The 25,924-nt window shown below is 73.7% G+C and carries 23 protein-coding genes; 10 read left to right on the forward strand and 13 right to left on the reverse strand.

Annotation, left to right across the window (positions count from 1 at the left end; all coding sequences use genetic code 11):
* Nucleotides 1-58: 58 nt before the first annotated feature.
* The 5 genes from AC2A1K_RS14480 to AC2A1K_RS14500 all read right to left on the reverse strand — a co-directional run bounded on the left by AC2A1K_RS14480 (nt 59) and on the right by AC2A1K_RS14500 (nt 4,174).
* A complete protein-coding gene (locus AC2A1K_RS14480; protein ID WP_483897000.1) occupies nt 59-223 on the reverse strand; it encodes a hypothetical protein in 165 nt (54 codons plus the stop codon).
* Between the two features lie 175 nt (nt 224-398).
* Nucleotides 399-1,184, reverse strand: coding sequence for an enoyl-CoA hydratase/isomerase family protein (locus AC2A1K_RS14485; RefSeq protein ID WP_483897001.1), 786 nt, complete (start codon nt 1,182-1,184; stop codon nt 399-401).
* A 25-nt stretch (nt 1,185-1,209) separates the two neighbouring features.
* Entirely contained in the window at nt 1,210-2,295 is a 1,086-nt protein-coding gene (locus AC2A1K_RS14490; RefSeq protein ID WP_483897002.1) for an acyl-CoA dehydrogenase family protein, read from the reverse strand.
* Nucleotides 2,292-3,440 carry an acyl-CoA dehydrogenase family protein gene (locus tag AC2A1K_RS14495; RefSeq protein ID WP_483897003.1) on the reverse strand — a complete coding sequence of 383 codons (1,149 nt, stop codon included), beginning with the start codon at nt 3,438-3,440 and terminating at the stop codon, nt 2,292-2,294. Before AC2A1K_RS14495 ends, AC2A1K_RS14490 begins: the two co-directional genes overlap by 4 nt.
* Complete coding sequence (locus AC2A1K_RS14500; RefSeq protein ID WP_483897004.1) at nt 3,437-4,174, reverse strand: enoyl-CoA hydratase-related protein; 738 nt, start codon at nt 4,172-4,174, stop codon at nt 3,437-3,439. The genes AC2A1K_RS14495 and AC2A1K_RS14500 overlap by 4 nt, the downstream gene beginning before the upstream one ends.
* A 54-nt stretch (nt 4,175-4,228) precedes the next feature.
* On the opposite strand from AC2A1K_RS14500, the gene AC2A1K_RS14505 reads away from it, so the two are divergent.
* From AC2A1K_RS14505 to AC2A1K_RS14520, 4 genes are all read left to right on the forward strand, one after another.
* Complete coding sequence (locus AC2A1K_RS14505; RefSeq protein WP_483897005.1) at nt 4,229-4,651, forward strand: GntR family transcriptional regulator; 423 nt, start codon at nt 4,229-4,231, stop codon at nt 4,649-4,651.
* A 206-nt stretch (nt 4,652-4,857) separates the two neighbouring features.
* Nucleotides 4,858-5,592 carry a response regulator transcription factor gene (locus tag AC2A1K_RS14510; RefSeq protein ID WP_483897006.1) on the forward strand — a complete coding sequence of 245 codons (735 nt, stop codon included), beginning with the start codon at nt 4,858-4,860 and terminating at the stop codon, nt 5,590-5,592.
* 17 nt (nt 5,593-5,609) lie between these two features.
* Complete coding sequence (locus AC2A1K_RS14515) at nt 5,610-7,130, forward strand: sensor histidine kinase (RefSeq protein ID WP_483897007.1); 1,521 nt, start codon at nt 5,610-5,612, stop codon at nt 7,128-7,130.
* Nucleotides 7,127-7,882, forward strand: coding sequence for a DUF1707 SHOCT-like domain-containing protein (locus AC2A1K_RS14520; protein WP_483897008.1), 756 nt, complete (start codon nt 7,127-7,129; stop codon nt 7,880-7,882). Before AC2A1K_RS14515 ends, AC2A1K_RS14520 begins: the two co-directional genes overlap by 4 nt.
* Nucleotides 7,883-7,885: 3 nt before the next feature.
* Here AC2A1K_RS14520 and AC2A1K_RS14525 read toward each other — a convergent pair whose 3' ends face one another.
* From AC2A1K_RS14525 to AC2A1K_RS14535, 3 genes are all read right to left on the reverse strand, one after another.
* A complete protein-coding gene (locus AC2A1K_RS14525; RefSeq protein WP_483897009.1) occupies nt 7,886-8,389 on the reverse strand; it encodes a hypothetical protein in 504 nt (167 codons plus the stop codon).
* Between the two features lie 424 nt (nt 8,390-8,813).
* Entirely contained in the window at nt 8,814-9,149 is a 336-nt protein-coding gene (locus AC2A1K_RS14530; protein ID WP_483897010.1) for a DUF1918 domain-containing protein, read from the reverse strand.
* Between the two features lie 115 nt (nt 9,150-9,264).
* Nucleotides 9,265-11,814, reverse strand: coding sequence for an ATP-dependent Clp protease ATP-binding subunit (locus tag AC2A1K_RS14535; protein ID WP_483897011.1), 2,550 nt, complete (start codon nt 11,812-11,814; stop codon nt 9,265-9,267).
* Nucleotides 11,815-11,980: 166 nt separating this feature from the next.
* On the opposite strand from AC2A1K_RS14535, the gene AC2A1K_RS14540 reads away from it, so the two are divergent.
* Nucleotides 11,981-13,039, forward strand: coding sequence for an NADP-dependent oxidoreductase (locus tag AC2A1K_RS14540; RefSeq protein ID WP_483897012.1), 1,059 nt, complete (start codon nt 11,981-11,983; stop codon nt 13,037-13,039).
* 43 nt (nt 13,040-13,082) lie between these two features.
* On the opposite strand, the gene AC2A1K_RS14545 is transcribed toward AC2A1K_RS14540, so the two are convergent.
* On the reverse strand, nt 13,083-15,137 hold the full coding sequence (locus AC2A1K_RS14545) for a PhoX family protein (RefSeq protein WP_483897013.1): 2,055 nt from the start codon (nt 15,135-15,137) through the stop codon (nt 13,083-13,085).
* Nucleotides 15,138-15,294: 157 nt separating this feature from the next.
* Here AC2A1K_RS14545 and AC2A1K_RS14550 point away from each other — a divergent pair, with 157 nt between their 5' ends.
* A complete protein-coding gene (locus AC2A1K_RS14550; protein ID WP_483897014.1) occupies nt 15,295-16,476 on the forward strand; it encodes a zinc-dependent alcohol dehydrogenase in 1,182 nt (393 codons plus the stop codon).
* 28 nt (nt 16,477-16,504) lie between these two features.
* A complete protein-coding gene (locus AC2A1K_RS14555) occupies nt 16,505-16,783 on the forward strand; it encodes a hypothetical protein (protein ID WP_483897015.1) in 279 nt (92 codons plus the stop codon).
* 159 nt (nt 16,784-16,942) lie between these two features.
* Here AC2A1K_RS14555 and AC2A1K_RS14560 read toward each other — a convergent pair whose 3' ends face one another.
* Genes AC2A1K_RS14560 through AC2A1K_RS14570 form a run of 3 tightly spaced genes read right to left on the reverse strand, consistent with a single transcriptional unit; the run spans nt 16,943 to nt 20,501 of the window.
* Nucleotides 16,943-17,797, reverse strand: coding sequence for a MaoC/PaaZ C-terminal domain-containing protein (locus AC2A1K_RS14560; protein ID WP_483897016.1), 855 nt, complete (start codon nt 17,795-17,797; stop codon nt 16,943-16,945).
* A gap of 2 nt (nt 17,798-17,799) precedes the next feature.
* Nucleotides 17,800-19,176: a 3-oxoacyl-ACP reductase gene (locus tag AC2A1K_RS14565; RefSeq protein WP_483897017.1), complete on the reverse strand. Its 1,377-nt coding sequence runs from the start codon at nt 19,174-19,176 to the stop codon at nt 17,800-17,802.
* 5 nt (nt 19,177-19,181) lie between these two features.
* Nucleotides 19,182-20,501, reverse strand: a complete 1,320-nt coding sequence (locus AC2A1K_RS14570) for an acetyl-CoA C-acetyltransferase (RefSeq protein ID WP_483897018.1) — start codon at nt 20,499-20,501, stop codon at nt 19,182-19,184.
* Nucleotides 20,502-20,609: 108 nt separating this feature from the next.
* Here AC2A1K_RS14570 and AC2A1K_RS14575 point away from each other — a divergent pair, with 108 nt between their 5' ends.
* The 3 genes from AC2A1K_RS14575 (at nt 20,610) to AC2A1K_RS14585 (ending at nt 24,247) form a co-directional block, all read left to right on the forward strand.
* On the forward strand, nt 20,610-21,314 hold the full coding sequence (locus AC2A1K_RS14575; protein WP_483897019.1) for a TetR family transcriptional regulator: 705 nt from the start codon (nt 20,610-20,612) through the stop codon (nt 21,312-21,314).
* A gap of 42 nt (nt 21,315-21,356) precedes the next feature.
* Nucleotides 21,357-23,387 (forward strand): acyl-CoA dehydrogenase family protein, encoded by a 2,031-nt coding sequence (locus AC2A1K_RS14580; protein ID WP_483897020.1) that lies wholly within the window; start codon nt 21,357-21,359, stop codon nt 23,385-23,387.
* Between the two features lie 287 nt (nt 23,388-23,674).
* Nucleotides 23,675-24,247, forward strand: a complete 573-nt coding sequence (locus AC2A1K_RS14585) for a DUF4190 domain-containing protein (RefSeq protein ID WP_483897021.1) — start codon at nt 23,675-23,677, stop codon at nt 24,245-24,247.
* A 352-nt stretch (nt 24,248-24,599) separates the two neighbouring features.
* On the opposite strand, the gene AC2A1K_RS14590 is transcribed toward AC2A1K_RS14585, so the two are convergent.
* Nucleotides 24,600-25,814: a phosphodiester glycosidase family protein gene (locus AC2A1K_RS14590; protein ID WP_483897022.1), complete on the reverse strand. Its 1,215-nt coding sequence runs from the start codon at nt 25,812-25,814 to the stop codon at nt 24,600-24,602.
* Nucleotides 25,815-25,924: the final 110 nt, after the last annotated feature.

Below are 25,924 nucleotides of genomic sequence, written 5' to 3' on the forward strand. Positions count from 1 at the left end.
CTCGCTCGTCTATGCGACCGGAGGTGCCCTCCGCTCGGAACGCGGGGCTGGGTGGCGGTCAGTTGCTGATTGCCGGCGCGGCACCGACGAAGCGCTCGTCGGTGAGCTGGCCCACGAGGAACGCCGCCACGTCGGTGCGCGCCATCGGCGTCCCGACGTCGTCGCGGCCGAGGAACCCGGCGCGTTGCGTGCCGTGCGAGGGGATGTCGACGGGCGCGGTCATCCGCGCGAGCGTCCCGTCGAGACCCGAGGTCGCGACGATCCCGCTGAGCCCCTGGACCTCCTTCAGCGCGCCGGGGATGAGCAGGCCGATACCGACCGGGACGAGGCGGTCGAGCAGGCTCGGGCGGGCGCGCGGGTCGGGGACGCTGACGTGTCCGTCGCACGCGTCACAGGGGTCAGCGGGCTCGCCAGACCGGGTCGCGCTTCTCGACGAACGCCGCGACGCCCTCGACGCGGTCCTCGCTCGTGTAGGGATCCGGGCCGACGTCGAGGCGCAGCGCCGCCGACAGCGGCAGCGAGCTCCCCTTGCCCAGCGCGGCCTTGTACCGGCGCACGGTCAGCGGGGCGTTGGCGGCGATCCGCGATGCCAGCGATGCCGCATCGCTCGCGAGCTCGACGGCGGGCACCACCCGGTTGACCAGGCCCCAGCGGGCGGCATCCGCGGCGGGGAGGTCGTCGCCCGTGTAGAGCAGTTCGTAGGCGATACCGGGCGGGAGCATGCGGGCGACGAGGTGGGCGCCGAAGTTCGCGCCCATGCCCCGCTTGGCCTCGGGGAGGCCGACGCGGGCGTGGTCGGCGGCCAGGCGCACGTCGCAGGCCAGCGCGAGCTCGAAGCCACCGCCGAGGGCCCAGCCGTTGATCGCGGCGATCGTCGGCTTCGTGCACTCGAGCACGGTCTCGAAGACGTTGCGGGACGCCCCGCCCATGGGACGCAGACCCTTGTCGCTCGCGCCGTCGTTCTCGCGGATCTCGCGCAGGTCCACGCCGGCGCAGAACGCCTTCTCGCCGGCGCCGGTGAGCACGACGACCCAGACGTCCGGGTCGTCGACGAAACCGTCGAACGCGGCGACGATGTCGCGCTGGAGCCCGGTCGACAGGGCGTTGAGCCGCTCGGGCCGGTCCAGGGTCACCGTGGCGACCCGATCGGCGACCTCGACGACGAGTCCGTTCTCCGTGCGCACCGTCAGCTCCTCCTCGTCAGCGGCGTCAGCTCCGCTCCGCTGCGGGCCGCCGCCCTCGCGACAGCGTCGGCCACAGCTCCTCCGGGCCGCCCGCCGCGAGAGTGTGGCCCAGGCGCGTCGACCACGCCCGCTCGCCGCCCCACTCGTCGCGCCACGACCAGAGCCGCCGGGTCAGCACGCCGAGCGCGAACTCGCGGGTCACGCCCATCGCGCCGCAGGCCTGGTGCGCGGCGGCCGCGACGAGGCCGGCCGCCTCCGATGCGACCGCGGCCGCGGCGGCGACGTCGAGCTCGGCCGGCTCGCCGTCCGGGCCCGCGCCGACGGCCGCCGAGCGCGACGCCATCGCCGCCATCTCGGCCTGCTCGGCGATGCGGACGAGGTGGTCGGCGACGGCCGGGAACCGCGACACCGGGCGCCCGAACTGCACGCGCTCGCCGGTGTAGGCGACGGTCACCTCGAGGACCCGACGCGCGGCGCCCGCGATCTGCGCGGCACGGGCGAGGGCCCCGCGCCGGGCGAGCGTCTCGCGGGCGTCGGCCGGGGCCGGACCCAACGCCTCGGGGACCACCCCCTCGAGGACGACCGTCTCCCGCGGCTCGCCGGCGAGGTTGTGGCCCGGCGTGATCGTGCAGGCCGCGGGATCGACGACGGCGACAGCAGTGCCGCCGGCGGCGCCGTGGGTCGGGTCGTCGGCGAGGACGACGAGGCGGGACGTGGCCGACGCCCAGGCGACCCGCTCCAGCCGCCCGACGAGCGTGCCGCGGCGCAGTGCGACGGTGCTCGCGGCGGTGCTCAGCGGGCCGTCGGGCAGCTCGAGGCTCGCCGACGCGAGCAGGCGGCCGGCGAGCAGTCCGGTCTCGGCGACGGGGACGGGCGCACTGCCGGCGCCGGCGGCCTCGAGCACCGCACACGCCTCGGCGACCGAGCCGCCGGCACCCCTGGCGGCCTCGGGGACACCGACCGTCGTGAACCCGCCCGCGTGCAGGGGCTCCCACACCCCGGCGGCCCAGCCGTCGCGCTCGGCGGCCTCGAGGACCGCGGGGGTGACGCGGTCGGCGAGCAGATCGGCGACGGCGTCGCGGACCTCGCTCAGATCCGACGCGGCGCTCATCGTGCACTCCGCGTCAGCGCCTTGGCCGCGATCCCGCGCAGCACCTCGGTGGTGCCGCCGCGCAGCGTCCAGGTCGGGGCGTTGAGCATGCTCTCCGCGAGGAGCTTCTGGAACATCGTCGGGCCTCCCGGGTCGATCTCGCCGCCCGCCGCGTCGCGGAGCGTCTCGACGACCTGTTGCTCGAACGTCGTGCCGATGTCCTTGACCAGGGACGCCTCCACGGCCGGCACCCCGCCCTGGTCCAGCGAGCGCGCGACGGCGAGGGACAGCTGGCGGATCGTCCAGAGCTGCGCGCCGATCCGCCCGATCGCGGCGGCGCGGACGTCGTCGGGGGCGCGCCCGTGCCCGTCGAGGAATGCCCGGTAGAGGCCGAGGATCGAGAGGTAGCGGTCGGGGCCCGAGCGCTCGTGCGCGAGCTCGGCGGTGACCTGCGCCCAGCCCTGCCCGATCTCGCCGAGCACGCGCTCGTCGGGGACGAACACGCCGTCGAGCACGACCTCGTTCACGTGCTCCTCGCCGTCGATGAGCGGGATCGGGGAGACGTGCACGTTCTCGTCGGACAGGTCGACGATGAGCTGCGAGAGCCCGGCGTGACGGTCGCCGGCCTCGGCCCGCGGCGTGGTGCGGCACAGCATCGCGGCGAAGTGGTTGAGGTGGGCGTTGGTGGTCCACATCTTGGTGCCCGAGACCCGCCACCCGCCCTCGACGGGGGTCGCCGCGGTGCAGACCGACGCGAGGTCCGAGCCGGCGTCGGGCTCGCTCATCCCGAGCGAGAACCAGCACTCGCCGGCCGCGATCCGCGGGAGGAACCACCGCCGCTGCTCCTCGGTGCCGAAGCGCAGGAAGGCGGGCGCGGACTGGCGCTCGGCGATCCAGTGCGCGGCGATCGGGGCACCCGCGGCCAGGAGCTCCTCGATCACGACGAACCGACGCACCGTGCTCGCGCCCGCGCCGCCGTACTCGGCGGGGATCGACATGCCGACCCAGCCGCGCCGGGCGAGCGTGCGCGTGAACTCCGGGTCGTGGCGGCCGCCGAGCCCCAGACCGGGCCGGAAGTCCGCCGGGAGGGCCTCGGCGAGGAACGTCCGCACCTCGGTGCGCAGCTTCTCCTCGTCGGCGGAGAGCGGGGTCGGGTCGAAGATCACCGGGTTCCCCTCCGGCGCTGGCTCCACATCTGCGTGGCGCGCTCGAACTCCACCGCGACGTCCCAGGGCAGGCCCGGCGGCCCGGTCTCGATGCGGAACGAGCGCGCGGCCTCGCGAGCCAGGTCGGGATCCTGCGCCGGCACGGCCGCGACGGCCACCGCGGTGTCCTCGACGTCCTCGTCCGCGACGGCGCGCCACGCCAGGCCGAGCGCCGCGGCCCGGGTGCCGTCGATCTCCTCGCCGAACAGGCCCATGGCCGCGGTCGCCTCGCGCCCGGCGGTGCGCGCGGCGATCGTGAAGAAGCCGCCGCCGGGATGCAGGCCGATCTTGAGGAATCCGGCGAGCAGACGCGCGTCGCGGGCGACGACCCGCAGGTCGGTGGCGAGCATGAGGTTGATGCCCGCGCCGACCGCCGCGCCCCGGACCGCCGCGATCGTCGGGACGGCGAGGGTGCCGACACGCCGGAACGCCCCGTAGACCGCGCCGGTGTCGCGGAACGCGCCGTCCTCGGCCTGGTCGGCGCCGGGGTTCCAGGTCCGCCGGTCGGCGCCCGAGCAGAACGTACCGCCCGCGCCGCGGACGACGGCCGCGCCGACGGAGCGGTCGGCGTCGACGGTGTCGCACGCGTCGGCCAGCTCGCGGCCCATCGCGGGGGTCAGCGCGTTGCGGACGTCCGGCGCGTCGACGGTCAGCACGGCGACGCCGTCGGTGATCTCGAGCCCGATGCTGCCCATCACTTCTCCGTTCTCAGCACGTCCACGGCGACGGCGTGTCGCGGATCCGAGCGTGTGGCGATCCTGGCGTCCAGTGCCAGCGATGCCGCATCGCTGGTACGCGCCCTCCCGCGGCTCACCGCCGCTCAGCTACGCGAGCTCACGACCCTCAACGAGGCGATCGCCGAGCAGGTCGACAGGGTCGACGTCGCCGGCATCGTCGCGGCCAACCAGGCCTTCCACTTCGCCCTGTTCCGGCTCTCGGGTCTCGACCTCGTCGTCGACGAGATCGACCGGCTCTGGCGGCGCAGCGAGCCCTACCGGACGGTGCACCTCTACGACTCCGGCGGCCGCGCCCGGGTGGTGCGCGAACACCGCAAGATGATCAGCGCGCTGCGCCGTGGGGACACCGAGGCAGTGGTCGGTCTCATGGACGCGCACCGCGACCACACCGTCGCCGACCTGAGCGCCGCGCTGGGGCTGCCTCCCCGCGCGTAGCCGAAATGGTAGGCAAGCTACCGCGGATTTCTGTCGTGTGACCCCACCACGGGGCGGTGGGGACGCTGCCGACGGGTCGGGGTCGCGCGCACAGCTCGCACACAGCAACCACCCAGCCGGGGCCGACGGTCGGCTGCGAGGCTGAGCGCCATGGAGGCCGGGAGACGGAGCATCAGGGGGAGCACGCCGATGGGGGAGCTCGACCGATGAACGCCGCGACACGCGCCGACCTGCGCCGACCCGACGGCACACCGGTGCGCGCGCTCGTCGTCGACGACGAGCCGACGCTCGCCGAGCTGCTCTCGATGGCGCTGCGCTACGAGGGCTGGGACGTGCGCAGCGCGGGTGACGGCCTGGGCGCGGTGAAGCAGGGACGCGACTTCCGTCCCGACGTGGTCGTGCTCGACGTGATGCTGCCCGACATCGACGGCTTCGAGGTGCTGCGTCGGCTGCGCGCCGACAGCCCCGAGGTCCCGGTCCTGTTCCTCACCGCCCGCGACGCGGTCGAGGACCGGGTCGCGGGCATCACCGCCGGTGGCGACGACTACGTGACCAAGCCGTTCAGTCTCGAGGAGGTCGTCGCACGTCTGCGCGGTCTGCTGCGGCGCGCGGCGGTGGCGACGGCGGTGCGCGGGGACGCGACACTGGCCGTGGGCGACCTGACCCTCGACGAGGACAGCCACGAGGTCACCCGCGGTGGCGAGCCGGTCGAGCTGACCGCGACCGAGTTCGAGCTGCTGCGCTTCCTCCTGCGCAACCCGCGGCGCGTGCTGTCGAAGGCCCAGATCCTCGACCGCGTCTGGAACTACGACTTCGGCGGGCAGTCGAACATCGTCGAGCTCTACATCTCCTACTTGCGCAAGAAGATCGACGCGGGCCGCGCGCCGATGATCCACACCGTGCGTGGGGCCGGCTACGTGCTCAAACCGGCGGCGGAGTGATCACCGCGAGGTCGTGGGTGCCGTCGCTGCAGAACCGGCTCGTCGTGTCGACGGTCCTGCTCCTGACGGTGGTGTTCCTCGTCGTCGGGGCGGGGGCGGCGCTCTCGCTGCGCGGCTACCTCTACCGCCAGCTCGACGGCCAGGTCACCGAGATCGCGCGCTTCCGCAGCAACCCGCCGCAGGGCGACCCCGACCGCCGCCCGCCGCCCCCCGACGCCGGCGGCGGCTTCGTCGGCGGCGGCCCCGACCGCCCCGCGAACACCCTCGAGGTGACCGTCGACGACGGCCGCATCGTCAGCGCGGTGCTGCTCGGGCGCCCGGGGGCGAGCACCCCGGTGCCCTTCGACCAGGCCGCGCCGGCGATCGCGACCTCGCCGGGGCAGCCGCCCCACACGCTGCACCTCGACGGCCTGGGCAGCTTCCGCTTCGCGGCCGCGCAGGGCGACGGCGGCACGGTGACCGTGGTCGGCCTGTCCACGAACGCCCTCGAGAACACCGTCGGCGAGCTGGTGCTCCGCGAGGCGATCATCTTCGGGATCGGCGTCGTGCTGGCCGGGGCCGCCGCCGCGTTCACCACCCGCCTGACGCTGCGCCCGCTGCACCGCGTGTCGGCGACCGCGCGCCGGGTCTCGGAGCTGCCGCTGTCCTCGGGCGAGGTCGAGCTGGCCGAGCGGGTGCCCGACGCCGACGCCGACCCGCGCTCCGAGGTCGGCCAGGTCGGGGCCGCACTCAACCGGATGCTCGGGCACGTCGGTGCCGCGCTGGCCGCCCGGCAGGACAGCGAGACCCGACTGCGGCGGTTCGTCGCCGACGCGAGCCACGAGCTGCGCACCCCGCTCGCCGCGATCCGCGGCTACAACGAGCTGGCCGCGCGGCGCACCGACGACCTGCCGCCCGAGGTCGCCGGGCTGCTCGAGCGCATGGGGTCGCAGACGCAGCGCATGACCGCGCTGGTGGAGGACCTGCTGCTCCTCGCCCGCCTCGACGCCGGGCGCCCACTGGCCCGCGAGCCCGTCGACCTGACCCGGCTCGTGATCGACGCCGTCACCGACGCGCACGTCGCCGAGCCCGGGCACCGCTGGTCGCTGGACCTGCCGGGCGGGGGCGACGAGGAGGATCCACCGGCGCTCGAGGTCGTGGGCGATCCGGAGCGGTTGCACCAGGTCGTCGCCAACCTGCTCGCCAACGCCCGCACGCACACCCCGCCCGGCACGCTCGTGACCGTCGGGCTGCGCGCGGCGGACGACGGATCGGTCGTGCGGCTCGACGTCGCCGACGACGGTCCCGGCATTCCGCCCGACCTGCTGCCGCACGTCGCCGAGCGCTTCGCCCGCGGCGACACCGGGCGCGCCCGCACGACCGGCAGCACGGGCCTGGGCCTGTCGATCGTCTCTGCGGTCGTCGCCGAGCACGGCGGGCGGCTCTCGATCGCCAGTGTGCCGGGGGCGACCCGGTTCACCGTCGACCTGCCGGCCGGTCCGGCGTCCGGTGATCGCGCTCCCGCCGATCCGGGGGTCGGCCTATCCTCCCGGCCATGAGCGAGCCCGGGCAGGAGCAACCGGACCCCGACCGCAGCCCGGCAGTGAACCCGGCGCCGCCTCCGATGCGGGCCTCCGACGCCGAGCGCGAGCAGGTGGCCGAGGTCGTGCGCCAGGCCGTCTCCGACGGGCGCCTCACGATCGTCGAGGGCGACGAGCGGCTGCGCGACGTCTACGCGGCCGTGTACCGCCGCGACCTCGTGCCCGTCACCGCCGACCTGCAGCCGGCGGAGAACGGCACGTCGCCCCCGGCCGCCCCGGCCGCCCCGGTGCGCCGGCCACCGGGCCCGCTCGACCGCCCGTCGTCGACGACGTCGGTGGCCGTGCTGTCCGGGGTGACGAAGCGCGGCGACTGGACGCCCGGGCACACCCACCGCGTGATCGCCTTCTGGGGCGGCGCGGAACTGTACTTCCGCGACGCGCGCCTCGACGGGGCCGGTCTCGTGATCGGTGCGATCGCGATCATGGGCGGGGTGACCATCGATCTGCGTGGCATCGCCGCGGGCGTCGAGGTGACGATCCAGGCCGTCGCGATCATGGGCGGGATCGACGTGACCGTCGACCCGGACACCACGGTGGTCGAGGACGGCTTCGGCTTCATGGGCGCGTTCGAGGACGGGTCCGGGGCGCCTCAGCGCGCCGACGGCCCCCGCCTGCGCGTGACGGGCCTCGCGCTGATGGGCGGGGTGTCGGTCCATCGCAGGCCCCCCGAGATCGAGGGCGGGGACAGCGACAGAGCCATCGAGGGCTGAGCGCTACGGAGTCGCGTCCCTCTCCAGGAGCCGGTCGAGCTTCTCCTCGATCCGGTCCAGGCGCGCGCCGAGCTCGGTGAGCGTGCGGAACGCGGTCGCGTCGGTGTTGAGCAGCGCGTCGAGCCCCGACATCCGGACCGGCGAGCCGGGGACCCGCGACGGGTGACGCTCGCCCTCCAGCACGGCGGCGTGGAGCTCGTTGACGCGGTAGTCGAGCCACGCGAGGACGTCGCCGACGTCCATCGTGCGCCCGTAACGCGTCCGGATCCGCTGGTGCAGGACGTCACCGCCGCCTCCTCCGTGGCGGGGGCGGTGGCTGCTGCTGCGGTGGCGGTGGTGGTCGTCGCGGTCGAGGAGCTCCTCGAAGAACCCGTCCTCCTCCTCGTGGTGATGATGGTGGACGTGCTGCTCGACGACCGGGGGGCCCGGCGGCGGAGGTGGCGGAGGCGGCGGAGGAGGACCGGGCGGCGGGCCGGGTGGTGGCGGCTGTCCCCAGGGCTCGGTCACGGTCGTCGTCCTCCGCGGGTCGGTCTCCGTCAGTGCGACTACTCTATGTGACTAATCGTCGGGAGGCGAGAGTGGCAGACGGGTGATCGCTCCTGCAGGGTAGGAGCCGCACCCACGAATCGTAGGGAGGTCCGGATCGTCCGAGGCCCGTCGAGATCGGAAGCGCCGGAGACCGAGACCCAGACCCAGACCCAGACCCCGACGACCTCGCAGGCCCGGTCGGGCTCGGGTTCGGGGACGGGCTCCGGCACCTCGTCCTCGAGCACCAGCCACTCCGGCTCCTGACCGGCGTGCGAGCGATGCGGCATCGCTGGCATCTGAAGCCAGGATCGCCACACGCTCGCCGAGCGACACGCCGACAGGGCAGCGACCGGCGCCCCTTCCCGCCAGGGAGCGGTCGCCGGTCGTTGCGTGGGCGCGCGGTTCAGCGCTCGAAGCGTTTCGCCACGTCGTCGGCGAGCTCGGAGACGACGCGGGCCGCGCTGCCCGCGGCCTCCTCGGCTTTGTCGCGGGCGGCCTCGGCGACCTCCGCGGCCTTGTCGCCCGCCTGCTCGGCGGCCAGGCCGAACTTGTCGCCGACCGACCCGGCCTCGATCGTGGCGTCGGGGCCCGGCGACACGATCGTCTCCTCGCCGGAGTCGAACCGGACGCGGTAGGGCGGCCCGTCCTCGCCGAGGATCGCCACGACGGTCCCGGTGCGATCGGGGACGTCGGTGGTGTTGGAGTGCATGCGGATGCGGTCGCCGACGGACGCGCTCACGGGGTCCTCCTTCGCGGACGGTGTCGCCCGCGAGGTACCCGGAAACGAGCGAAGGGCCCCGTCGATCGAGTAGATCGATCGACGGGGCCCTTCGGTCAGTTCAGGCGAGCCCGGGTCAGCCGGCGGCGACCGGGGCCTCCGTCGGGGTCGACGCGACCCCGAACGTCAGCTCGCCGTCCGTCACGTCGACCGTGACGGTCTGGCCGCCGTGCAGCTCGTCGGCGAGCAGCATCGACGACAGCCGGTTGCCGACCTGGCGCTGGATGGTCCGGCGCAGCGGTCGGGCCCCGAACTCGGGTTGGAAGCCCAGCGCGGCCAGGCGGTCGACGGCCGCCTCGGTGATCGCGAACCCGATGTCCTGCGCATCGAGGCGCTCACGCGTCTCGTCGAGGATCAGGTCGGTGATCCGCCGCAGCTGCTCCTCGTCGAGCCGCTTGAAGACGATCACCTCGTCGATCCGGTTGAGGAACTCGGGCCGGAACGACTCCCGCAGCTTGGGCATCAGCCGCTCCTGCAGGGACTTGTCCGGGTCGGTCGAGGCCCCGGCGAAGCCGAGCGCCTGGGTGTTCGTGGTGATCAGCTCCGAGCCCACGTTACTGGTCATGATCAGCACCGTGTTCCGGAAGTCGACCGTGCGGCCCTGCGAGTCGGTGAGCCGCCCGTCGTCCAGCACCTGCAGCAGCGTGTTGAAGACGTCGGGGTGGGCCTTCTCCATCTCGTCGAGCAGGACGACCGAGTACGGACGGCGGCGGATCTCCTCGGTGAGCTGACCGGCCTCGCCGTACCCGACGTAGCCGGGGGGCGACCCGATGAGCCGCGAGACGGTGTGCCGCTCGGAGTACTCGCTCATGTCGACGCGGACCATGCGGTCCTCGTCGCCGAACATCGTCGCCGCGAGGGCCTTGGCCAGCTCGGTCTTGCCGACGCCGGTCGGGCCGAGGAACAGGAAGCTGCCGATCGGCCGGTTCGGGTCGTCCAGGCCGGCCCGCGAGCGGCGGACGGCCTCGGCGATCGCGGTGACCGCGTCGTCCTGGCCGACGACCCGCTCGTGCAGCTGCTCCTCGAGCTTGAGCAGGCGGTCCCGCTCGGTCTCGGTGAGCTGGCTGACCGGGATGCCGGTCGAGCGGGCGACGATCTCGGCGATGTCGTCGACGGTCACCTCGAGGACGCCCGACTGCCCCGACCGCCGGTCGGATCGGGCCTGCTCGAGCCGGGCCTGCGTCTGCGCGATCTCGTCACGCAGGGCGCCGGCCCGCTCGTAGTCCTCGTCGGCGACGGCCTGGTCCTTGTCGCGGGTCAGCGACTCGAGCTTGCGCTCCAGCTCGCGCGAGTCGGTGTGCGGGCCCTTGGCCTGCAGCCGCTTGCGCGCGCCGGCCTGGTCGACGAGGTCGATGGCCTTGTCGGGCAGGAACCGGTCGGTGACGTAGCGCTCGGACAGCTCGGCGGCCGCCGTGAGCGCCTCGTCGGTGAACCGCACCTGGTGGTGCGCTTCGTAACGGTCGCGCAGTCCGTGCAGGATCGCGACCGTGTCGGCGATCGAGGGCTCCGGCACCATCACCGGCTGGAAGCGCCGCTCGAGGGCGGCGTCCTTCTCGATCGACTGGCGGTACTCGTCGAGCGTGGTCGCGCCGACGATGTGCAGCTCGCCGCGGGCCAGGGCCGGCTTGAGGATGTTGCCGGCGTCCATGCCGCCCTCGGACGACCCGCCCGCGCCGACCATGGTGTGCAGCTCGTCGATGAAGACGATCAGCTCGTCGGAGTGCTCGCGGACCTCGGCGACCAGCTTGGTCATCCGATCCTCGAAGTCACCGCGGTAGCGGGTGCCCGCGACCATGCCCGACAGGTCGAGCTGGACGATGCGCTTGCCCTCGAGCTGCTCGGGGACGTCGCCGGACACGATGCGCTGGGCGATGCCCTCGACCACCGCGGTCTTGCCGACGCCCGCCTCGCCGATCAGGACCGGGTTGTTCTTGGTGCGACGCGAGAGGACCTCGATGGTCTGGTCGACCTCGTCCTCACGTCCGACGACCGGGTCGAGCTCGCCGCCCTGGGCCTTCGCGGTCAGGTCGACGCCGAACTGGTCGACCGTGGGGGTGTCGCTGTCGCCGCCGGAGCCACCCTGACCGCCGCCGGGGGCACTCTGCCCACCGGAGGCCGCGGAGCGCTGCAGCGACTGCGGGCTGACGCCCTGCTGGCCGAGCGCGCGGCCGACGGGGCTGTCGTTGTTGGCGGCCAGCGCGAGCACGATGTGCTCGGGGCCGATGTAGCTCGAGCCGAGGGCTCGGGAGATCTGGTGCGCGTCGAGCAGCGTGCGCTTGGCCGTCGGGGTCAGGGACGGCGGCTCGGTGCGGGCCTCGCCCCGGGGCAGCTGCTCGTCGGCGGTCCGTTGCAGCGCGTCGACGTCGGCGCCCGCGCCGGCCAGGAGCTGGCGCAGCGGCGGCACCTGCGTGACGACGAGCAGCAGGTGCCACGCGTCGAGGTCGCTGTTGCCCCGCTCGGCGGCCTGCTGGGCCGCGGCACCGACGAGCTGGCGAGCCGGCTCGGTCATGAGCTGGGTGATGTCGATGCGCTGGACGCCTCGCGGGGACGCTCCGCCCAGGAAGCTGGCGAGGAAGTCGTCGAACGGGCCGGACCCGGGACCACCGGGCCCGAAGGCGCTGGTCATGTAGCTCCTCAGTGGGTCTAGCGAGAGTTCGAGCCGGCTGGTCGTGCCGGCACTGACCTGGTCAGCAACGGAGGAGGATCATTCATTCCTGAGCGGGAGCGGCTCAAGTCGTGACGCAGGCCATGAGTCGGCCCCACTCAGGACGGTGGGCTACCCACGTCACGGCATGACCACGCCCGCACGCGGGCACGCGAAGGACATGAGCACCGTCGCCCGTGAGGTCCACCTCGCCCGCCGCCCGCGGGGCATGCCCGTCCCCGACGACTTCGCCCTGGTCGACCGCGACCTCCCCGACCCCGGCGAGGGCGAGGTGCTCGTCGCGAACCGGTACTTCTCCGTCGACCCCTACATGCGCGGGCGCATGAACGACGTGCCGAGCTACGTCCCGCCCTTCCAGCTCGACGAGCCCATGGACGGGCGAGCGGTCGGCGAGGTCGTCGCGAGCACCAGCAACGACCTGTCCGCCGGCGACCTCGTCGTGGCCAACCTCGCCTGGCGCACCCACGGCGTGGTGCCGGCCGAGCAGGTCCAGAAGGTCGCCGCACCCGAGGGCGTCGACCCGTCGGCCTACCTCGGCGTGCTCGGCATGCCCGGGCTCACCGCCTGGGTCGGCCTGCTCGACAAGGCCGCGTTCCGCGCGGGCGACGCCGTGTTCGTCTCCGGTGCCGCCGGCGCGGTCGGCAGCCTCGTCGGGCAGCTCGCGAAGCTCAAGGGCGCCTCGCGCGTCGTCGGCAGCGCGGGCAGCGCCGACAAGGTCCGCTGGCTGACCGACGAGCTCGGCTACGACGCGGCCTTCAACTACAAGGACGGGCCCGTGGTCGACCAGCTGCGCGCGGCACTGCCCGATGGCGTGGACTGCTATTTCGACAACGTCGGCGCCGACCACCTCGAGGCCGCGATCGCCTGCGCCAACGACCACGCCCGCGTCGCCGCCTGCGGGGCGATCGCGCACTACAACGACACGGCGGACGACCCGACGCCCGGACCGTCGAACCTCTTCCAGATCGTCAAGAAGCGCCTGTCGATCCAGGGCTTCCTCGTCACCGACTCGTGGGACCGCATGGGCGCGTTCCTCGAGGAGGTCACGCCCTGGGTGGCCGAGGGCGAGGTCAAGTTCTCGGAGACGACCGCGGAGGGCATCGACAACGCCGTCGAGGCCTTCCGCGGCATGCTCCGCGGCGAGAACACCGGGAAGATGATCGTCAAGCTGTCGACGTGCATGTGAGCACTTTCCGGGCCTATGGCCCGGGAAAGTGCTCACATAGCCTTCAGCGCCTCTCCGGCAGCACGAGCGCGCCCCCGTCGGCGCGCCACACCGACACGACGGCGGGGCGGGCGATGCTCGTCCCGCCGTCGGGCCAGTGCGAGATCGGGTTGGCGAGGCTCCCGTCGTCCGACTCGCCCGGGTGCTGCACCGCCACCAGCGCCAGCCGGTCCTCGACCACCGGCCCGCACGTCTCCGCCCCGCGCGGCACCGTCAGGAACTGCTGCACGCGGCCACGCTGCGGGCCCTCCAGCGGCACCGCGAACAGCCCGTCGTTGGAGCCCAGCGCGTTCCCGTCGGTCGAGATCCACAGGTTGCCGACGGCGTCGAACGCGACGTTGTCGGGGCAGGAGATCGGCGAGACCTGGTCCTTCGGGAAGCCGCCGAAGTAGGTGTCGGCGGCGGCCGGGTCGCCGCACACCAGCAGCAGCGACCAGGCGAAGGTCCGGGCGCCGGGGTCGTCGCCGCTCTCGGCGAGCTCGAGGACCTGGCCGTTGGTGTTCTCGGGCCGGGGGTTGACGCCGTCGACCCCCGGCTTGCCCGGCGTCCCGCGCTCGTCGTTGTTGGTCAGCGCGGCGTACACGCGGCCTGTGCGCGGGTGGGGCTCGACGTCCTCGGGCCGGTCCATCGGGGTCGCGCCGACCGTGTCCGCGGCCAGTCGGGTGTGGACGAGCACCTGCGCCGCGGTCATCGACGGGACGAACGAGCGCCCGGTGCCGTCGGCGAGCGACTCCACGAGCGGCAGCCACTCGCCGCTGCCGTCGGGGCCACCGGGTTCACCGGGGTCACCGCCGGGCGCGTCGGGGGCGAAGCGGGCGACGAACAGCGTGCCCTCGTCGAGCAGCCGAGCGTTCGACTCGCGATCGATCGGGGTGTCGCCCGCCCGGTGGGTGCGTGACGAGACGAACTTGTAGAGGTACTCGAACCGCTCGTCGTCACCCATGTACGCCGCGACCGTGCCCGTCGGGCCGACGTGCACGTTGGCGCCCTCGTGCTTGAACCGGCCGAGCGCGGTGCGCTTGCGCGGGGTGGAGGCCGGGTCGAAGGGGTCGACCTCGACGACCCAGCCGAAGCGGTGGGCCTCGTTCGGCTCGCGGGCCAGGTCGAAGCGCCCGTCGACGCCCTCCCACCTCCGCTCGGTGGCGCCGCCGTCCATGCCGTAGCGGGCGAGCTGTGCTCGGACGACGGGGTCGTTCACCGTCTCGCCGTTCGCGAAGTACTGGTCGACGTTCTCCTCGCCGGTGAGCACCGTGCGCCAGGGCGTGACGCCGCCCGCGCAGTTGTTCAGCGTGCCCAGGACGGTGCGGCCCTCGGGGTCGGCGGTGGTGCGCACGAGCGCGTCGCCGGCGGCCGGGCCGGTGAGCGTCATCGGGGTGCTCGCGGTGATCCGCCGGTTGACCGGGTCCATCACCGGGGTCAGCCGCCCCGACGCGGGGTCGCGGTCGACGGCGACGACCGACATCCCGTGCGCCGCCATGCCGATCGCGACCTGCTCGGGCGTCGGTGCGTCCGGGTCGTAGCCCGGGATCATGAACGGCTCGGTCGAGTACTCGTGGTTGGCGACGAGCAGCGCGCGTCCGGGGCGGCCGGGCACGTCGAGCAGCGCGAGGAAGTCGTTGTTGAACCCGAACTGCTGCGCCTGCGCGGCGGCGGTCTGCGCGTTCGGGTCGAACGCGGGCGCGCCGGGTAGCACCGGGTCGCCCCAGCGGATCACGACCTGCTGGTCGAACCCCTCGGGGATGCGGACGGCGTCCTCGGTGTTGGGCGCGACGGCGGTGAAGCCGAACGGCGAGGGCATCGGGGTGCTCGCCCCGGCCGACGGCGCGGCGCCGGTCCCGGAGCCTCCGGCCCCGCACGCGGCCAGCGTCCCGGCCATCCCCGCGACGAGGCCGGCCTGCAGCACGCGGCGCCGGCTCAGGGCCGCGGCGGCGATCTCGCGGAACGGCGTGGCGTCGGTCGGGTTGGGCGCCTCGCGCGCACAGGCGTCGTTGCACCGGTAGCGGCACGTGACGTGGGGACGTCCGTGGGGGCGGTGCACGGCGAGCGGCAGCAGGCGCACGAGAACTCCCGTATCTCCGATCGTGGTGGTCGCAGGGACCGTAGGTCCGGGAGGAGGCGGCGGGGCACCGGGTGAGTGAACGGTGATCGAACAGGCGCGCTGCGTGACCGACGTCGCCCGCCGTTTCGAGCCGGAACATCGTCGGGCAGCCCGAAGCATGCGTGCACTGACATGGCAGGGACCGGGCGACGTCCGCGTCGAGACCGTCCCCGACCCCACGATCCAGGCGCCGACCGACGCCGTCATCAAGGTCACGAGCACAGCGATCTGTGGCTCCGACCTGCACCTCTACGAGGTGCTCGGGCCGTTCCTCGACAAGGGCGACATCCTCGGTCACGAGCCGATGGGCGTCGTCGAGGAGGTCGGCTCGGAGACCGGCGACCTGAAGGCCGGCGACCGCGTCGTCGTCCCCTTCAACATCTCCTGCGGCCACTGCTGGATGTGCGAGCGGCAGTGGTTCGCGGCGTGCGAGACCACGCAGAACCGCGAGCAGGGCATGGGTGCCTCGCTGTTCGGCTACACGAAGCTCTACGGGCAGGTCGCGGGTGGTCAGGCCGAGTACCTCCGGGTGCCGCAGGCGCAGTTCGGCCCGATCAAGGTCCCCGACGGCCCGGCCGACGAGCGCTTCCTCTACCTGTCCGACGTGCTGCCCACCGCGTGGCAGGCCGTCGAGTACGCGCGGATCCCCGACGGCGGCAGCGTCGCGGTGTTCGGGCTCGGCCCCATCGGGCAGATGGCCGCGCGGATCGCCCGCTACCGCGGCTACCGCGTCATCGCCGTCGACAGCGTGCCCGAGCGCAACGCGATGGCCCGCCGGCACGGCATCGAGGTCGTCGACGCGAGCACGGTCGACGACGTCACCACCGCCATCCGCGACCTCACCGACGGCCGGGGCACCGACTCCGCCGTCGACGCGGTCGGCATGGAGGCCCACGGCGGCTCGGCGATCCCGGAGCTCGCGCAGAAGGTCGTCAACAAGCTGCCGGACGCGATCTCGGCGCCGCTGATGCAGGTGGCCGGCGTCGACCGCACCGCCGCGCTGGTCGGCGCCGTCGACGCGGTCCGTCGCGCCGGTGTCGTCTCGCTCTCGGGCGTCTACGGCGGCACCGCCGACCCGATCAACATGCTGAAGATCTTCGACAAGGGGATCTCGCTGCAGATGGGCCAGGCGCACGTGAAGCGCTGGACCCCCGAGATTCTGCCGCTGCTCACCGACGACGACCCGCTCGGCGTGCACGACCTGCGGACCCACCGCCTGCCGCTCGAGTCGGCGCCGCACGGGTACGACATCTTCCAGAAGAAGCAGGACGAGTGCATCAAGGTGGTCCTGTCGCCGTGAGGGACGCGCGGCGCGGCGGAGCCGGCGCATGAGCTCGCGGCGATCCGCGAGCACGTCGGCGAGGGTCGACCGCGCCGTGCTGCACCTCGGCGGGACGACCCCGCCGGGCGGGCTCGTCGTCACCACGGACGGCCGGATGGGCGCGGACGTGCGCGAGACCAGCGCGCCCCGCGGCGCGACCCCCATCCACCACGACGACTACGGCGTCTTCCGCTCGCCGCTGTCGGACTTCCTGGGCGAGGTGGACCGGCGCGGCTGGTCGGATCGTGGCGACGTCGTCGGGCGCGGCGAGACGATCGCGCTGTAGCGGGTCCCGGGTTATCGCAGCGAACGGGTATCTCGCTGCTTCTATGCGCCGAAAGTCCCCGTTCGCGCCGACGCGGGCTACCAGCGCCATCGACGTGAACGCGGACTTCGGACGCATAGAAGCAGCGAACAGCGCGTTCGCTGCGAAACGCCGGCGCGCTCAGGCCTCGCGCAGCGTCAGGAGCAGGTGGTCGCGGCCCTTGGGGCTGACCAGCTTCGCGTCCCAGCCGCCGTCGGCGCGCGCGGTGTGGAACCAGGCCTTCGACGGCGCGCGGACCGGCGCCTTGAACACGACGTCGACGGTGAACGCCGGACCGTGACGACCCGCGAGCGCCGCGAGCGCGCGGGCCTTGGTCCACATCCCGTGCGCGACGGTGCCCGGCATCCCGAACGCCTTCGCGGCGAGCCCGTTGACGTGGATGGGGTTCACGTCGCCGGAGACCGCGCCGTAGCGCCGGCCGATGTCGCCGGGGATCGTCCAGACCGCGTGCGGGAGCCGCCCGACGTGCGGGTCCGGTTCGGGTGGCGCGGCGGACTCCTCGTCGGGCGCCGGTGCCCCGCGCACGAAATAGGTGCTGCGCGAGCCCCAGATCTCCGCGCCGTCCTCGTCGGTCACCGCCGTGACGAGGTCGACCTGCGCGCCCTTGGGATGCGCGGCGAGCCGGTCGGCGTGCACCGCGACCCGCAGCGGCTCGCCGACCTCCGGCGGGCGGACCTGGGTGATGACGTTGCGCAGGTGCACCATGCCCGGCGCGGGCAGCGGGAACTCGCGGTCGGTCATCAGCCGCATCTGCAGCGGGAACGCCAGCATGTGCGGGTAGGTCGGCGGCACGACGCCGCCGACGGCGAACCCGCACACCTGGTCGTAGTCGGCGACCGCGTCGGCGTCGATGCGCACGCCGGCGAGCTCGAGGCGACGGTCGGGCAGCGTCGTGCCGCCCGAGCGCGCCGTGAGCAGCGCCCGCCCGTAGAGGACGCCGAGGGTCGGCGAGCGGTCGAGGGTCTCGATGGGCATCCCTATGCCCCCAGGTAGTTCTGACCGTCGACGCGCAGCACCTGCCCGTTGACGGCGTACGAGGCGCCCTGGGCGAACCAGGCGATCGTCTCGGCGACGTCGATCGGCAGACCGCCCTGGGTCATCGACGACAGCCGCCGCCCGGCCTCGCGGGTGCCGACGGGCATGGCGGCGGTCATCGCGGTCTCGATGAAGCCCGGCGCGACCGCGTTGATCGTCGCGTCCTTCTCCACCAGCAGCGGGGCCGTCGCGTCGACCATCCCGATGACGCCGGCCTTCGAGGCGCCGTACGCGGTCTGGCCGCGGTTGCCGGCGATTCCCGCCATCGAGGACACGGTGACGATGCGTCCGCCGCGGTGGAAGACCTCGGAGGTGAGCAGCGCATCGTTGATCGCGAGCTGCGCGGTCAGGTTGACGTCGATGACCGAGTTCCAGCGGTCGCGGTCCTGGTTGGCCAGCAGCTTGTCGCGGGTGATGCCGGCGTTGTGCACCACGACGTCGAGCCCGCCGTGGCGCTTCGCGTGGTCGAGCAGCGTCGCCGGCGCGTGGTCGGCGGTGATGTCGAGCTGCAGCGCGCTGCCGCCGACGTCGTTGGCCGTGCGCGCGAGCGCGTCGCCCGCGGCGGGAACGTCGACGCAGATCACCGTCGCGCCGTCGCGGCGCAGGGTCTTCGCGACCGTCGCGCCGATACCGCGGGCGGCCCCGGTGACGACGGCGGTGCGCCCGGCGAGGGGCTTGTCCCAGTCGACACCTTGGGGCAGCGAGCCGCGATACCCCGGCACCGTGCCCACCTCGAGCCGCTGCCCGTCGACGAACGCCGAGCGCGAGGACAGGAAGAACCTCAGCGTCGACTCGAGGTCGTTCTCGGCGCCGTCGGCGACGTGGACGAGGTTGACCGTCGCGCCGTAGCGCGCCTCCTTCGCCGCGGAGCGCACGAGGCCCTCGAGGGCGCGGCGGGCGGCGCGTACCGACGGCGCGCTCGCCTCCCCGGGCACGTCACCGATCACGAGGATCCGACCCGACGGCCCGACGCGACGCATCACCGGGGTGAGGAAGCCCTGGATCTCGGCGAGGTCGGCCGGCGACGACAGTCCCGTGGCGTCGACGATCCCGGCGGCGACCTTGGACGACGAGCTGCCTCCGCCGACCGGGGCGTGCGGGTCCTCGTGGAGCTCGACGCCCAGGTCGGTCAGCAGCGAGCGCACGACCTTGGCGACGCGCCCGTTCGCCGTCGCCGTCCCGAGCAGCGCCGGGCCCGACAGCAGCGGCTGGCCGGGCTCGTAGCGGCGCAGCCGCGGTACCGGGGGCAGCCCGACGGTGCCGGCGATCGACTTGCCGATCCCGGAGTTGACGAAGTCGGAGTACCAGTCGTTGGACATGTCTCTCAGGCCTCCAGGATGGCGACGACGCCCTGGCCGCCGGCCGCGCAGATCGAGATCAGACCCCGGACCGTGTCAGACCCTTCCTGGGTCGACTTCTCGTGCAGCAGCTTCGCCAGGGTCGGGACGATGCGGGCGCCGGTGGCCGCGAAGGGGTGCCCGGTGGCCAGCGACGACCCCGCGACGTTGAGCCTGGACTTGTCGAAGGTGCCCAGCGGCCCGTCGAGGCCGAGGCGCTCCTTGCAGAACTTCGGGTCCTCCCACGCTGCGAACGTGGCGAGGATCGTGGAGGCGAAGGCCTCGTGGAACTCGTAGAAGTCGAAGTCCTGCAGCGTGAGGCCCTGGCGCTCGAGCAGCCGCGGCACCGCGTACGTCGGCGCCATGAGCAGGCCCTCGTCGCCGTGCACGTAGTCGACGGCGGCGGTCTCGGCGTCGACGACGTGCGCGAGCACGGGCAGGTTGCGTTCGGCGGCCCACTCGTCGCTGGCGAGCAGGACGGTCGCGGCGCCGTCGGTGAGCGGCGTGGAGTTCGCCGCGGTCATCGTCGCCTCGGTGTCGGGGTAGCCCTTCGGCCTGAACACCGGCTTGAGCTTCGCCAGGCCCTCGAGCGTCGAGTCGGCACGCAGGTTGTCGTCCCGGGTGAGCCCGAGGAACGGGGTCATGAGGTCGTCGAAGAAGCCGCGGTCGTAGGCGGCGGCCAGGTGGCGGTGGCTCGCGACCGTGATCTCGTCCTGTGCGGCCCTCGTGATGCCCCACGCGGCGGCGGTCTGGGCGGCGTGCTCGCCCATCGCCATGCCGGTGCGGGGCTCGCGGTTGGCCGGGATCTCGGGGACGACCTGGCCGGGACGCAGACCGGCGAGCGCCTTGAGGACGCCGGCGGTGGACTTCGCGCGGTTGGCGGCGAGCAGCACCCGGCGCAGGTCGTCGTTGACCTCGATCGGCGCGTCGCTGGTGGTGTCGACGCCCGAGGCGACGCCGCTCTCGATCTGGCCCAGGGCGATCTTGTTGGCGACCTGCAGCGTGGTCTGCAGGCTGGTGCCACAGGCCTGCTGGAGGTCGTAGGTCGGCGTCGCGGCCGCGAGGCGGCTGCCGAGCACGGCCTCACGGGTGAGGTTGAAGTCGCGGCTGTGCTTGAGCACCGCGCCGGACACGACCTCGCCGAGGCGCTCGCCGGCCAGCCCGAACCGCGCGACGAGCCCGTCCAGCGCGGCGGTGAGCATGTCCTGGTTGGACGCCCGGGCGTAGGCCCCGTTCGAGCGGGCGAAGGGGATGCGGTTGGCGCCGACGATCGCCGCACGGCGCGGGGCGGATGGAGCGGAGGGCACGATTCCTCCCGGTGTTTCCGGTTTGTCCTGAGGCTCGAGGCGGTCACGGCGGCGCGACGCGGACCGTCCGGCCGTAGTTACCCGAAAGTATCAGGTACCGTCGGTAACGTGAGCCGTCGTTCCGCACATCACCTCGAGACCGGGCGTGACAGCGAGCGTGACGGATCCCGCCCCCGGCGCGACCGGCGCTCCAGCCGGTGGGACGAGCATCGTCGCGCCCGGCGCCAGGAGCTCACCGCGGCCACGATCGTGGCCATCCGTGCGCACGGCGCCGAGGTCGGCATGAGCCAGGTCGCGGCGCAGGCACGCACCAGCAAGACCGTGGTGTACCGGCACTTCGCCGACAAGAACGACCTCTACCTCGCCGTGTGCGACTGGGTGGCGGCCGTGCTCGTCGGCCAGCTCCAGAGTGCCATGCGGGACGCCACCGAGAACCCCCGCCGGACGCTGGTGTCCGGCATCGACGCCTACCTCGGGCTCATCGAGGCCGATCCCGAGGTCTACCGCTACGTCATGCGCCCCCCGAAGCTCGACCGCCCCGAGGGCGAAGACCCCGTCAGCGACCTCTGCACGGTCATCGGCGACCACATCGCGGAGATCATCTCCACCGAGCTGCGCCGTCAGAACCGCGACGCCGCGCCGGCCCAGACCTGGGGCCACGCCCTCGTCGGCATGGTCCGCGCCGCGGGTGACCAGTGGCTGGCCGCCCGCCCGGATCTCGAGCGCGAGGTCCTCGCGGGCCAGCTCGCGGACCTCGCCTGGTCGGGTCTGTCGCGCACCGTCACGCCGTCGGCCGCGTCGTCGGCCTCCTGACGGGGCACTCGGTGATCACTTACCGCCTTCTGCGAGGACCCTGTGAGCACCCGCCCGTCCACCGACGTCACCCCTGTCAGTTCAGCCACCGTCGCCGCCGTCCAGCGGACCCTCGACGGCCGTTGGCACGCGCTGCGCGACGAGATCCGCGCCCGCGACGACTTCGCCCACCTGCGCGTCGACCCCGCCACCGACGTCGAGTCCTACCGGGCCGCGGTCTGGGAGATGCTCGCCCGCCTGGCCGACGAGGGGCACGCCCGGCACGGTTTCCCCGTCGCGGTCGGCGGGCGCGGCGACATCGGCGGGTCGGTGGTCTCGTTCGAGATGCTGGCCTACGCCGACCTGTCGCTGCAGGTGAAGAGCGGCGTCCAGTGGGGCCTGTTCGGCGGCGCGATCCAGGCGCTGGGCAACTCCGAGCAGCGCCGGCGCTATCTGCCCGGGGTGATGGACCTGTCGCTGCCGGGCTGCTTCGCGATGACCGAGACCGGCCACGGGTCGGACGTGCAGTCGGTGCACACGACGGCGACCTACGACACGGCGACCGGCGAGTTCGTCATCGACACCCCGACCGAGTCGGCGCGGAAGGACTACATCGGCAACGCCGCGCGAGACGGTCGGATGGCGGCGGTGTTCGTGCAGCTGTACTCCGGTCGGCCGGATGAAGAGCGACAGCGGCACGGGGTCCACGCGGTGCTGGTCCCGTTGCGCAGCGACGACGGCGAGGTGCTGCCGGGCGTCGAGATCCTCGACGACGGGCACAAGGAGGGCCTCAACGGCGTCGACAACGGGCGCCTGTCGTTCCACGGCGTGCGCGTACCCCGCGAGAACCTGCTCGACCGCTACGGCACGGTCGCCGAGGACGGCACGTACTCCAGCTCGATCGAGAGCGAGAACCGCCGCTTCTTCACGATGCTGGGCGCGCTCGTGCGCGGGCGGGTCAGCGTCTCGGGCAGCGCCGTGGGGGCGGCGTCGCTGGCCCAGACGATCGCGATCCGGTACGGCGAGGCGCGCCGGCAGTTCGCCGGGCCGGGGAGCGACGAGGAGATCGTCGTCCTCGACTACCTCGCCCACCAGCGCAAACTGCTGCCGGGGCTCGCGCGCACCTACGCGATGCGGTTCGCGCAGAACGAGCTCGTCGAGGTGCTCCACGACATCCAGACCGCACGAGAGAGCGGCGACGACAGCGGTCCCAGCGAGAAGCGCCAGCGCGAGCTCGAGTCGCGGGCGGCGGGCACCAAGGCGCTCTCGACCTGGCACGCCACAGCGACGATCCAGGCCTGCCGCGAGGCGTGCGGCGGGCAGGGCTACCTGTCGGAGAACCGGCTGGGCACCCTGCGCGCGGACACCGACGTCTTCACGACCTTCGAGGGCGACAACACCGTCCTGCTCCAGCTCGTCGCCAAGGGGCTGATCTCGGGGTACGCCGACGACTTCGGCCACCTCGACACCCTCGGCACCGTGCGGTTCGTCGCCGACCAGGTGCTCGACACCGTCGCCGAGCGCACGTCGCTGCGTCAGCTCGCCGAGCGCCTGCGCGCCGTGGCGCCCGGCCGTGACGAGGAGGACGTGCGCGACCGGTCGTGGCAGGTCAAGCTCCTCGACGACCGCGAGGAGCACACCCTCGACGGGCTCGTGCGGCGCCTGCGCCCGGCACGCGAGAAGGGCATCTCGCCCGAGCGCCAGTTCGCGATCTTCAACAGCGCGCAGGACCACCTCCTGCGCGCGGCCCGCGCGCACCTCGACGGGCTGGTGCTCGACGCGTTCGTGCGCGGGATCGACACCTGCGTCGACCCGTCCGCGCGGGCGCTCCTGGCGAAGGTGTGCGACCTCTACGCCCTGTCGCTGATCGAGGAGGACAAGGGCTGGTTCCTCGAGCACGGTCGCATCTCGGCGGCGCGGTCGAAGGCGATCACGGCCGAGGTCAACCGCCTGTGCCGGGAACTGCGCCCCCACGCCCGCGCGCTCGTCGACGCCTTCGGCATCCCGGAGTCGTGGATCGGGGCCCCGATCGCCACGGGCGCCGAACAGCGCCGTCAGGACGAGGCCCGCGCCTACGCCGCCACCCGGTCCTGATCCCGGGTGCGAGCGATGCGGCATCGCTGGCGTCACCTGCCAGGATCGCCACATCCTCGTCGGCGCGACACGCCGAGCACGCGACCCCAGGGGTGAGTCGGCGTGGCGGCCACAGGCCCGCACGTCGCGCACCGGAGCCGCCGTGCCGGAGGCGGATGACCCGCGGTGAACGTCAGGAGATCCACCCGCTCGAGGGCGTCCTGTTCGGTGGGCTCCGGTCGAAACGGGTACCGGTGGCACGATGGCCGCCCCCGGCGGCGGGCCGGGCCTCTCGAAGGGACGTCGATGTGAGCACTCCGGGCGACGGCTACGGCCAGGGCCAACAGGGCTACGGGCAACAGGGTGGCTACGAGCAGCAGCCGTACGGCGAGCCCAGCTACGGCGCGCCGGGCGGTCAGACGCCGGGGTGGGGTCAGCCCGCCGTCCCGACGAAGCCGCGCAACGGCATGGGCGTCGCCGCGCTGATCTTCGGCATCCTCGCGCTGCTGACGTGCTGGTGGCTGCCGGTCGTCGGCGGCCTGCTCGGCATCGTCGCGATCATCCTCGGCGTCGTCGGGCGGGGCCGGGCCAAGCGCCTCGAAGCGAACAACAAGGGCATGGCCACCACCGGCCTCGTCCTCGGCATCATCACCCTGATCCTCAACATCATCCTGAGCATCCTGGTGTTCTTCGTCGGCGTCGCCTTCCTGAACTTCGGCGGCGGGCAGTCGATCCAGCAGTTCCAGGACTGCCTCTCCCAGGCCTCCAACCAGCCGAACCCCGCCGCGGTGCAGCAGGCGATCGAGCAGTGCGGCCAGCAGTTCAACCAGCAGCTCCCGGGCAGCCAGCCCGGAGGCGAGGAGGGCGGCGACGGCGGCTGACGCCCGGCTCCGGACGACGAACGGCCCCCGCACCCGGACGAGTGCGGGGGCCGTTCCGCGTCAGGTGTCCGAACCGGGCGATGAGCCGCCTCGCGGCGCGTGGCACACCAGGGCTTCAGCCGAACGATCGTCCCTGGCGGCTCTTGTTCATGAGACCCGGGGGCACATGGCGCCCGGTCCGGACGCCCCATTGAACCCCATGACGGCGCCGCGTGTTCCCGAGGATGCGGAGGGATCCGTCCGGGGTGTCCACCACGCGGCGTGGCTGCGCGCGGAACGAGACGGCGTGTCGCGACACCGAGGATGTGGCGATCCTGGCGTCACACGCCAGCGATGCCGCATCGCTCGCAGGTCAGCGGGGCACCACGGCGAGGGAGTCGGTGACGGCGCGCACGGGGTCGGCGGCGGGATCGTTGACGATCGTGAGCTCCTCGTCACGTCCCCGGCGCACCATGGTCGTCGAGCCACCGCCGTCCAGGGACGCCGCCACCGGCGCACCGAGGTCGGTGAGCAGGCGGGCGAGCTCCGCCAGCGTCACGCCGATGCTCGCCTCCCGACGCCCGTCGACCGTCACCAGCCACATCCGCCGGCCGTCCGCGGAGATCCCCACGGCCGTGCGCGGTGCGCGCTCGGTGTCCTGCAGCCCGGGCAGCGCGCGCCCGCCCCGCGCGAGGGGCAGCGCGCCGAGCGCCACGCGCAGCGGCGGGGCCCCGACCGCGTCCAGCCCGTAGCCCACGGTCACCGGCGTCCCGACCGCCAGCCCCCGCAACGCGACGGCGCCGCGCTCGCGCCCGACGAGCGCCACGGTCCCGCCCGGCAGGCGCCCAGCACCGGGCGGGCCCACGGCGACGACGTGCCCGGCGGCGATCCGCACCTCGATCGTGTCCGCGCTGCACGGGGCCTCGGGCTCGGCGTCGGACCCGCACGTCGCCGGGGAGCGCGGCGCGTCGCCCCACGCCGCGTCGAACACCCCGACGCCGTCCACGGGCACCGCGTAGCCGTCGAGACCCGCCAGCGGCACCGAGCGACCCCGCACACCCAGAGTCCCGCGGAACCGCACCCGCGCGAGGTGGGCCGTCCCGGAGGCGTCGACCCCCACGACCGTGTCCGACCCCTCGCCCGGCGGCGCCGGCGGCGAGGGGCGCCGGCCCACCGGCACCCCGGACGTGCGGGCCGCCCCGTCGACGATCTCGGCTCCGGCCGGTGCGCCGGTCCCGCCCTCGTCGAAGAAGCCGCCGTTCACCGCCGCGATCGCCCCGGCCCGCCCCGCGAGCTCGGGGACCGTCGCGACCGCGGGGACGACCGGCGGGGTCAGCAGGTCCACGCGGACGGCGCCCGAGGCGAGGTCGACCTCGACGACGTCGCCGCGCAGCGGACCGCCCCGCGGGTCGGGCAGCGTCGTGGTGAACTCCCGGTAGGCGGTGCCGGGAAGATCCGGGGCGCCCCGGAGGGCCAGGACCTCGTCGAGGACGCGCCCGGGAGGAGGGGGCGGCTCCGGCGCGGCGCCGAGCGTCAGGACCCCGACGACGGCCACCGCGCACGCCGCCCGCCACCGGCTCGCTCCCACGCCCGCCTCCTCGTCCGGCCGGGCCGGTCGACCGCCGACCGACGAGGACGCCGACCGACAGGCACACTGGGCGCCGAGGACGTGCCTCTCCCGCCCGACACACGGACGCC

It is taken from the genome of Actinomycetospora sp. 2LY8.5 (assembly GCF_057180585.1).

Coding starts and splice junctions, on each gene's coding strand:
- AC2A1K_RS14480 (WP_483897000.1), bottom strand. CDS start 223: ATGACCGCGCCCGTCGACATCCCCTCGCACGGCACGCAACGCGCCGGG.
- AC2A1K_RS14490 (WP_483897002.1), bottom strand. CDS start 2,295: ATGAGCGCCGCGTCGGATCTGAGCGAGGTCCGCGACGCCGTCGCCGAT.
- AC2A1K_RS14500 (WP_483897004.1), bottom strand. CDS start 4,174: ATGGGCAGCATCGGGCTCGAGATCACCGACGGCGTCGCCGTGCTGACC.
- AC2A1K_RS14510 (WP_483897006.1), top strand. CDS start 4,858: ATGAACGCCGCGACACGCGCCGACCTGCGCCGACCCGACGGCACACCG.
- AC2A1K_RS14520 (WP_483897008.1), top strand. CDS start 7,127: ATGAGCGAGCCCGGGCAGGAGCAACCGGACCCCGACCGCAGCCCGGCA.
- AC2A1K_RS14535 (WP_483897011.1), bottom strand. CDS start 11,814: ATGACCAGCGCCTTCGGGCCCGGTGGTCCCGGGTCCGGCCCGTTCGAC.
- AC2A1K_RS14540 (WP_483897012.1), top strand. CDS start 11,981: ATGACCACGCCCGCACGCGGGCACGCGAAGGACATGAGCACCGTCGCC.
- AC2A1K_RS14550 (WP_483897014.1), top strand. CDS start 15,295: ATGCGTGCACTGACATGGCAGGGACCGGGCGACGTCCGCGTCGAGACC.
- AC2A1K_RS14555 (WP_483897015.1), top strand. CDS start 16,505: ATGAGCTCGCGGCGATCCGCGAGCACGTCGGCGAGGGTCGACCGCGCC.
- AC2A1K_RS14560 (WP_483897016.1), bottom strand. CDS start 17,797: ATGCCCATCGAGACCCTCGACCGCTCGCCGACCCTCGGCGTCCTCTAC.
- AC2A1K_RS14565 (WP_483897017.1), bottom strand. CDS start 19,176: ATGTCCAACGACTGGTACTCCGACTTCGTCAACTCCGGGATCGGCAAG.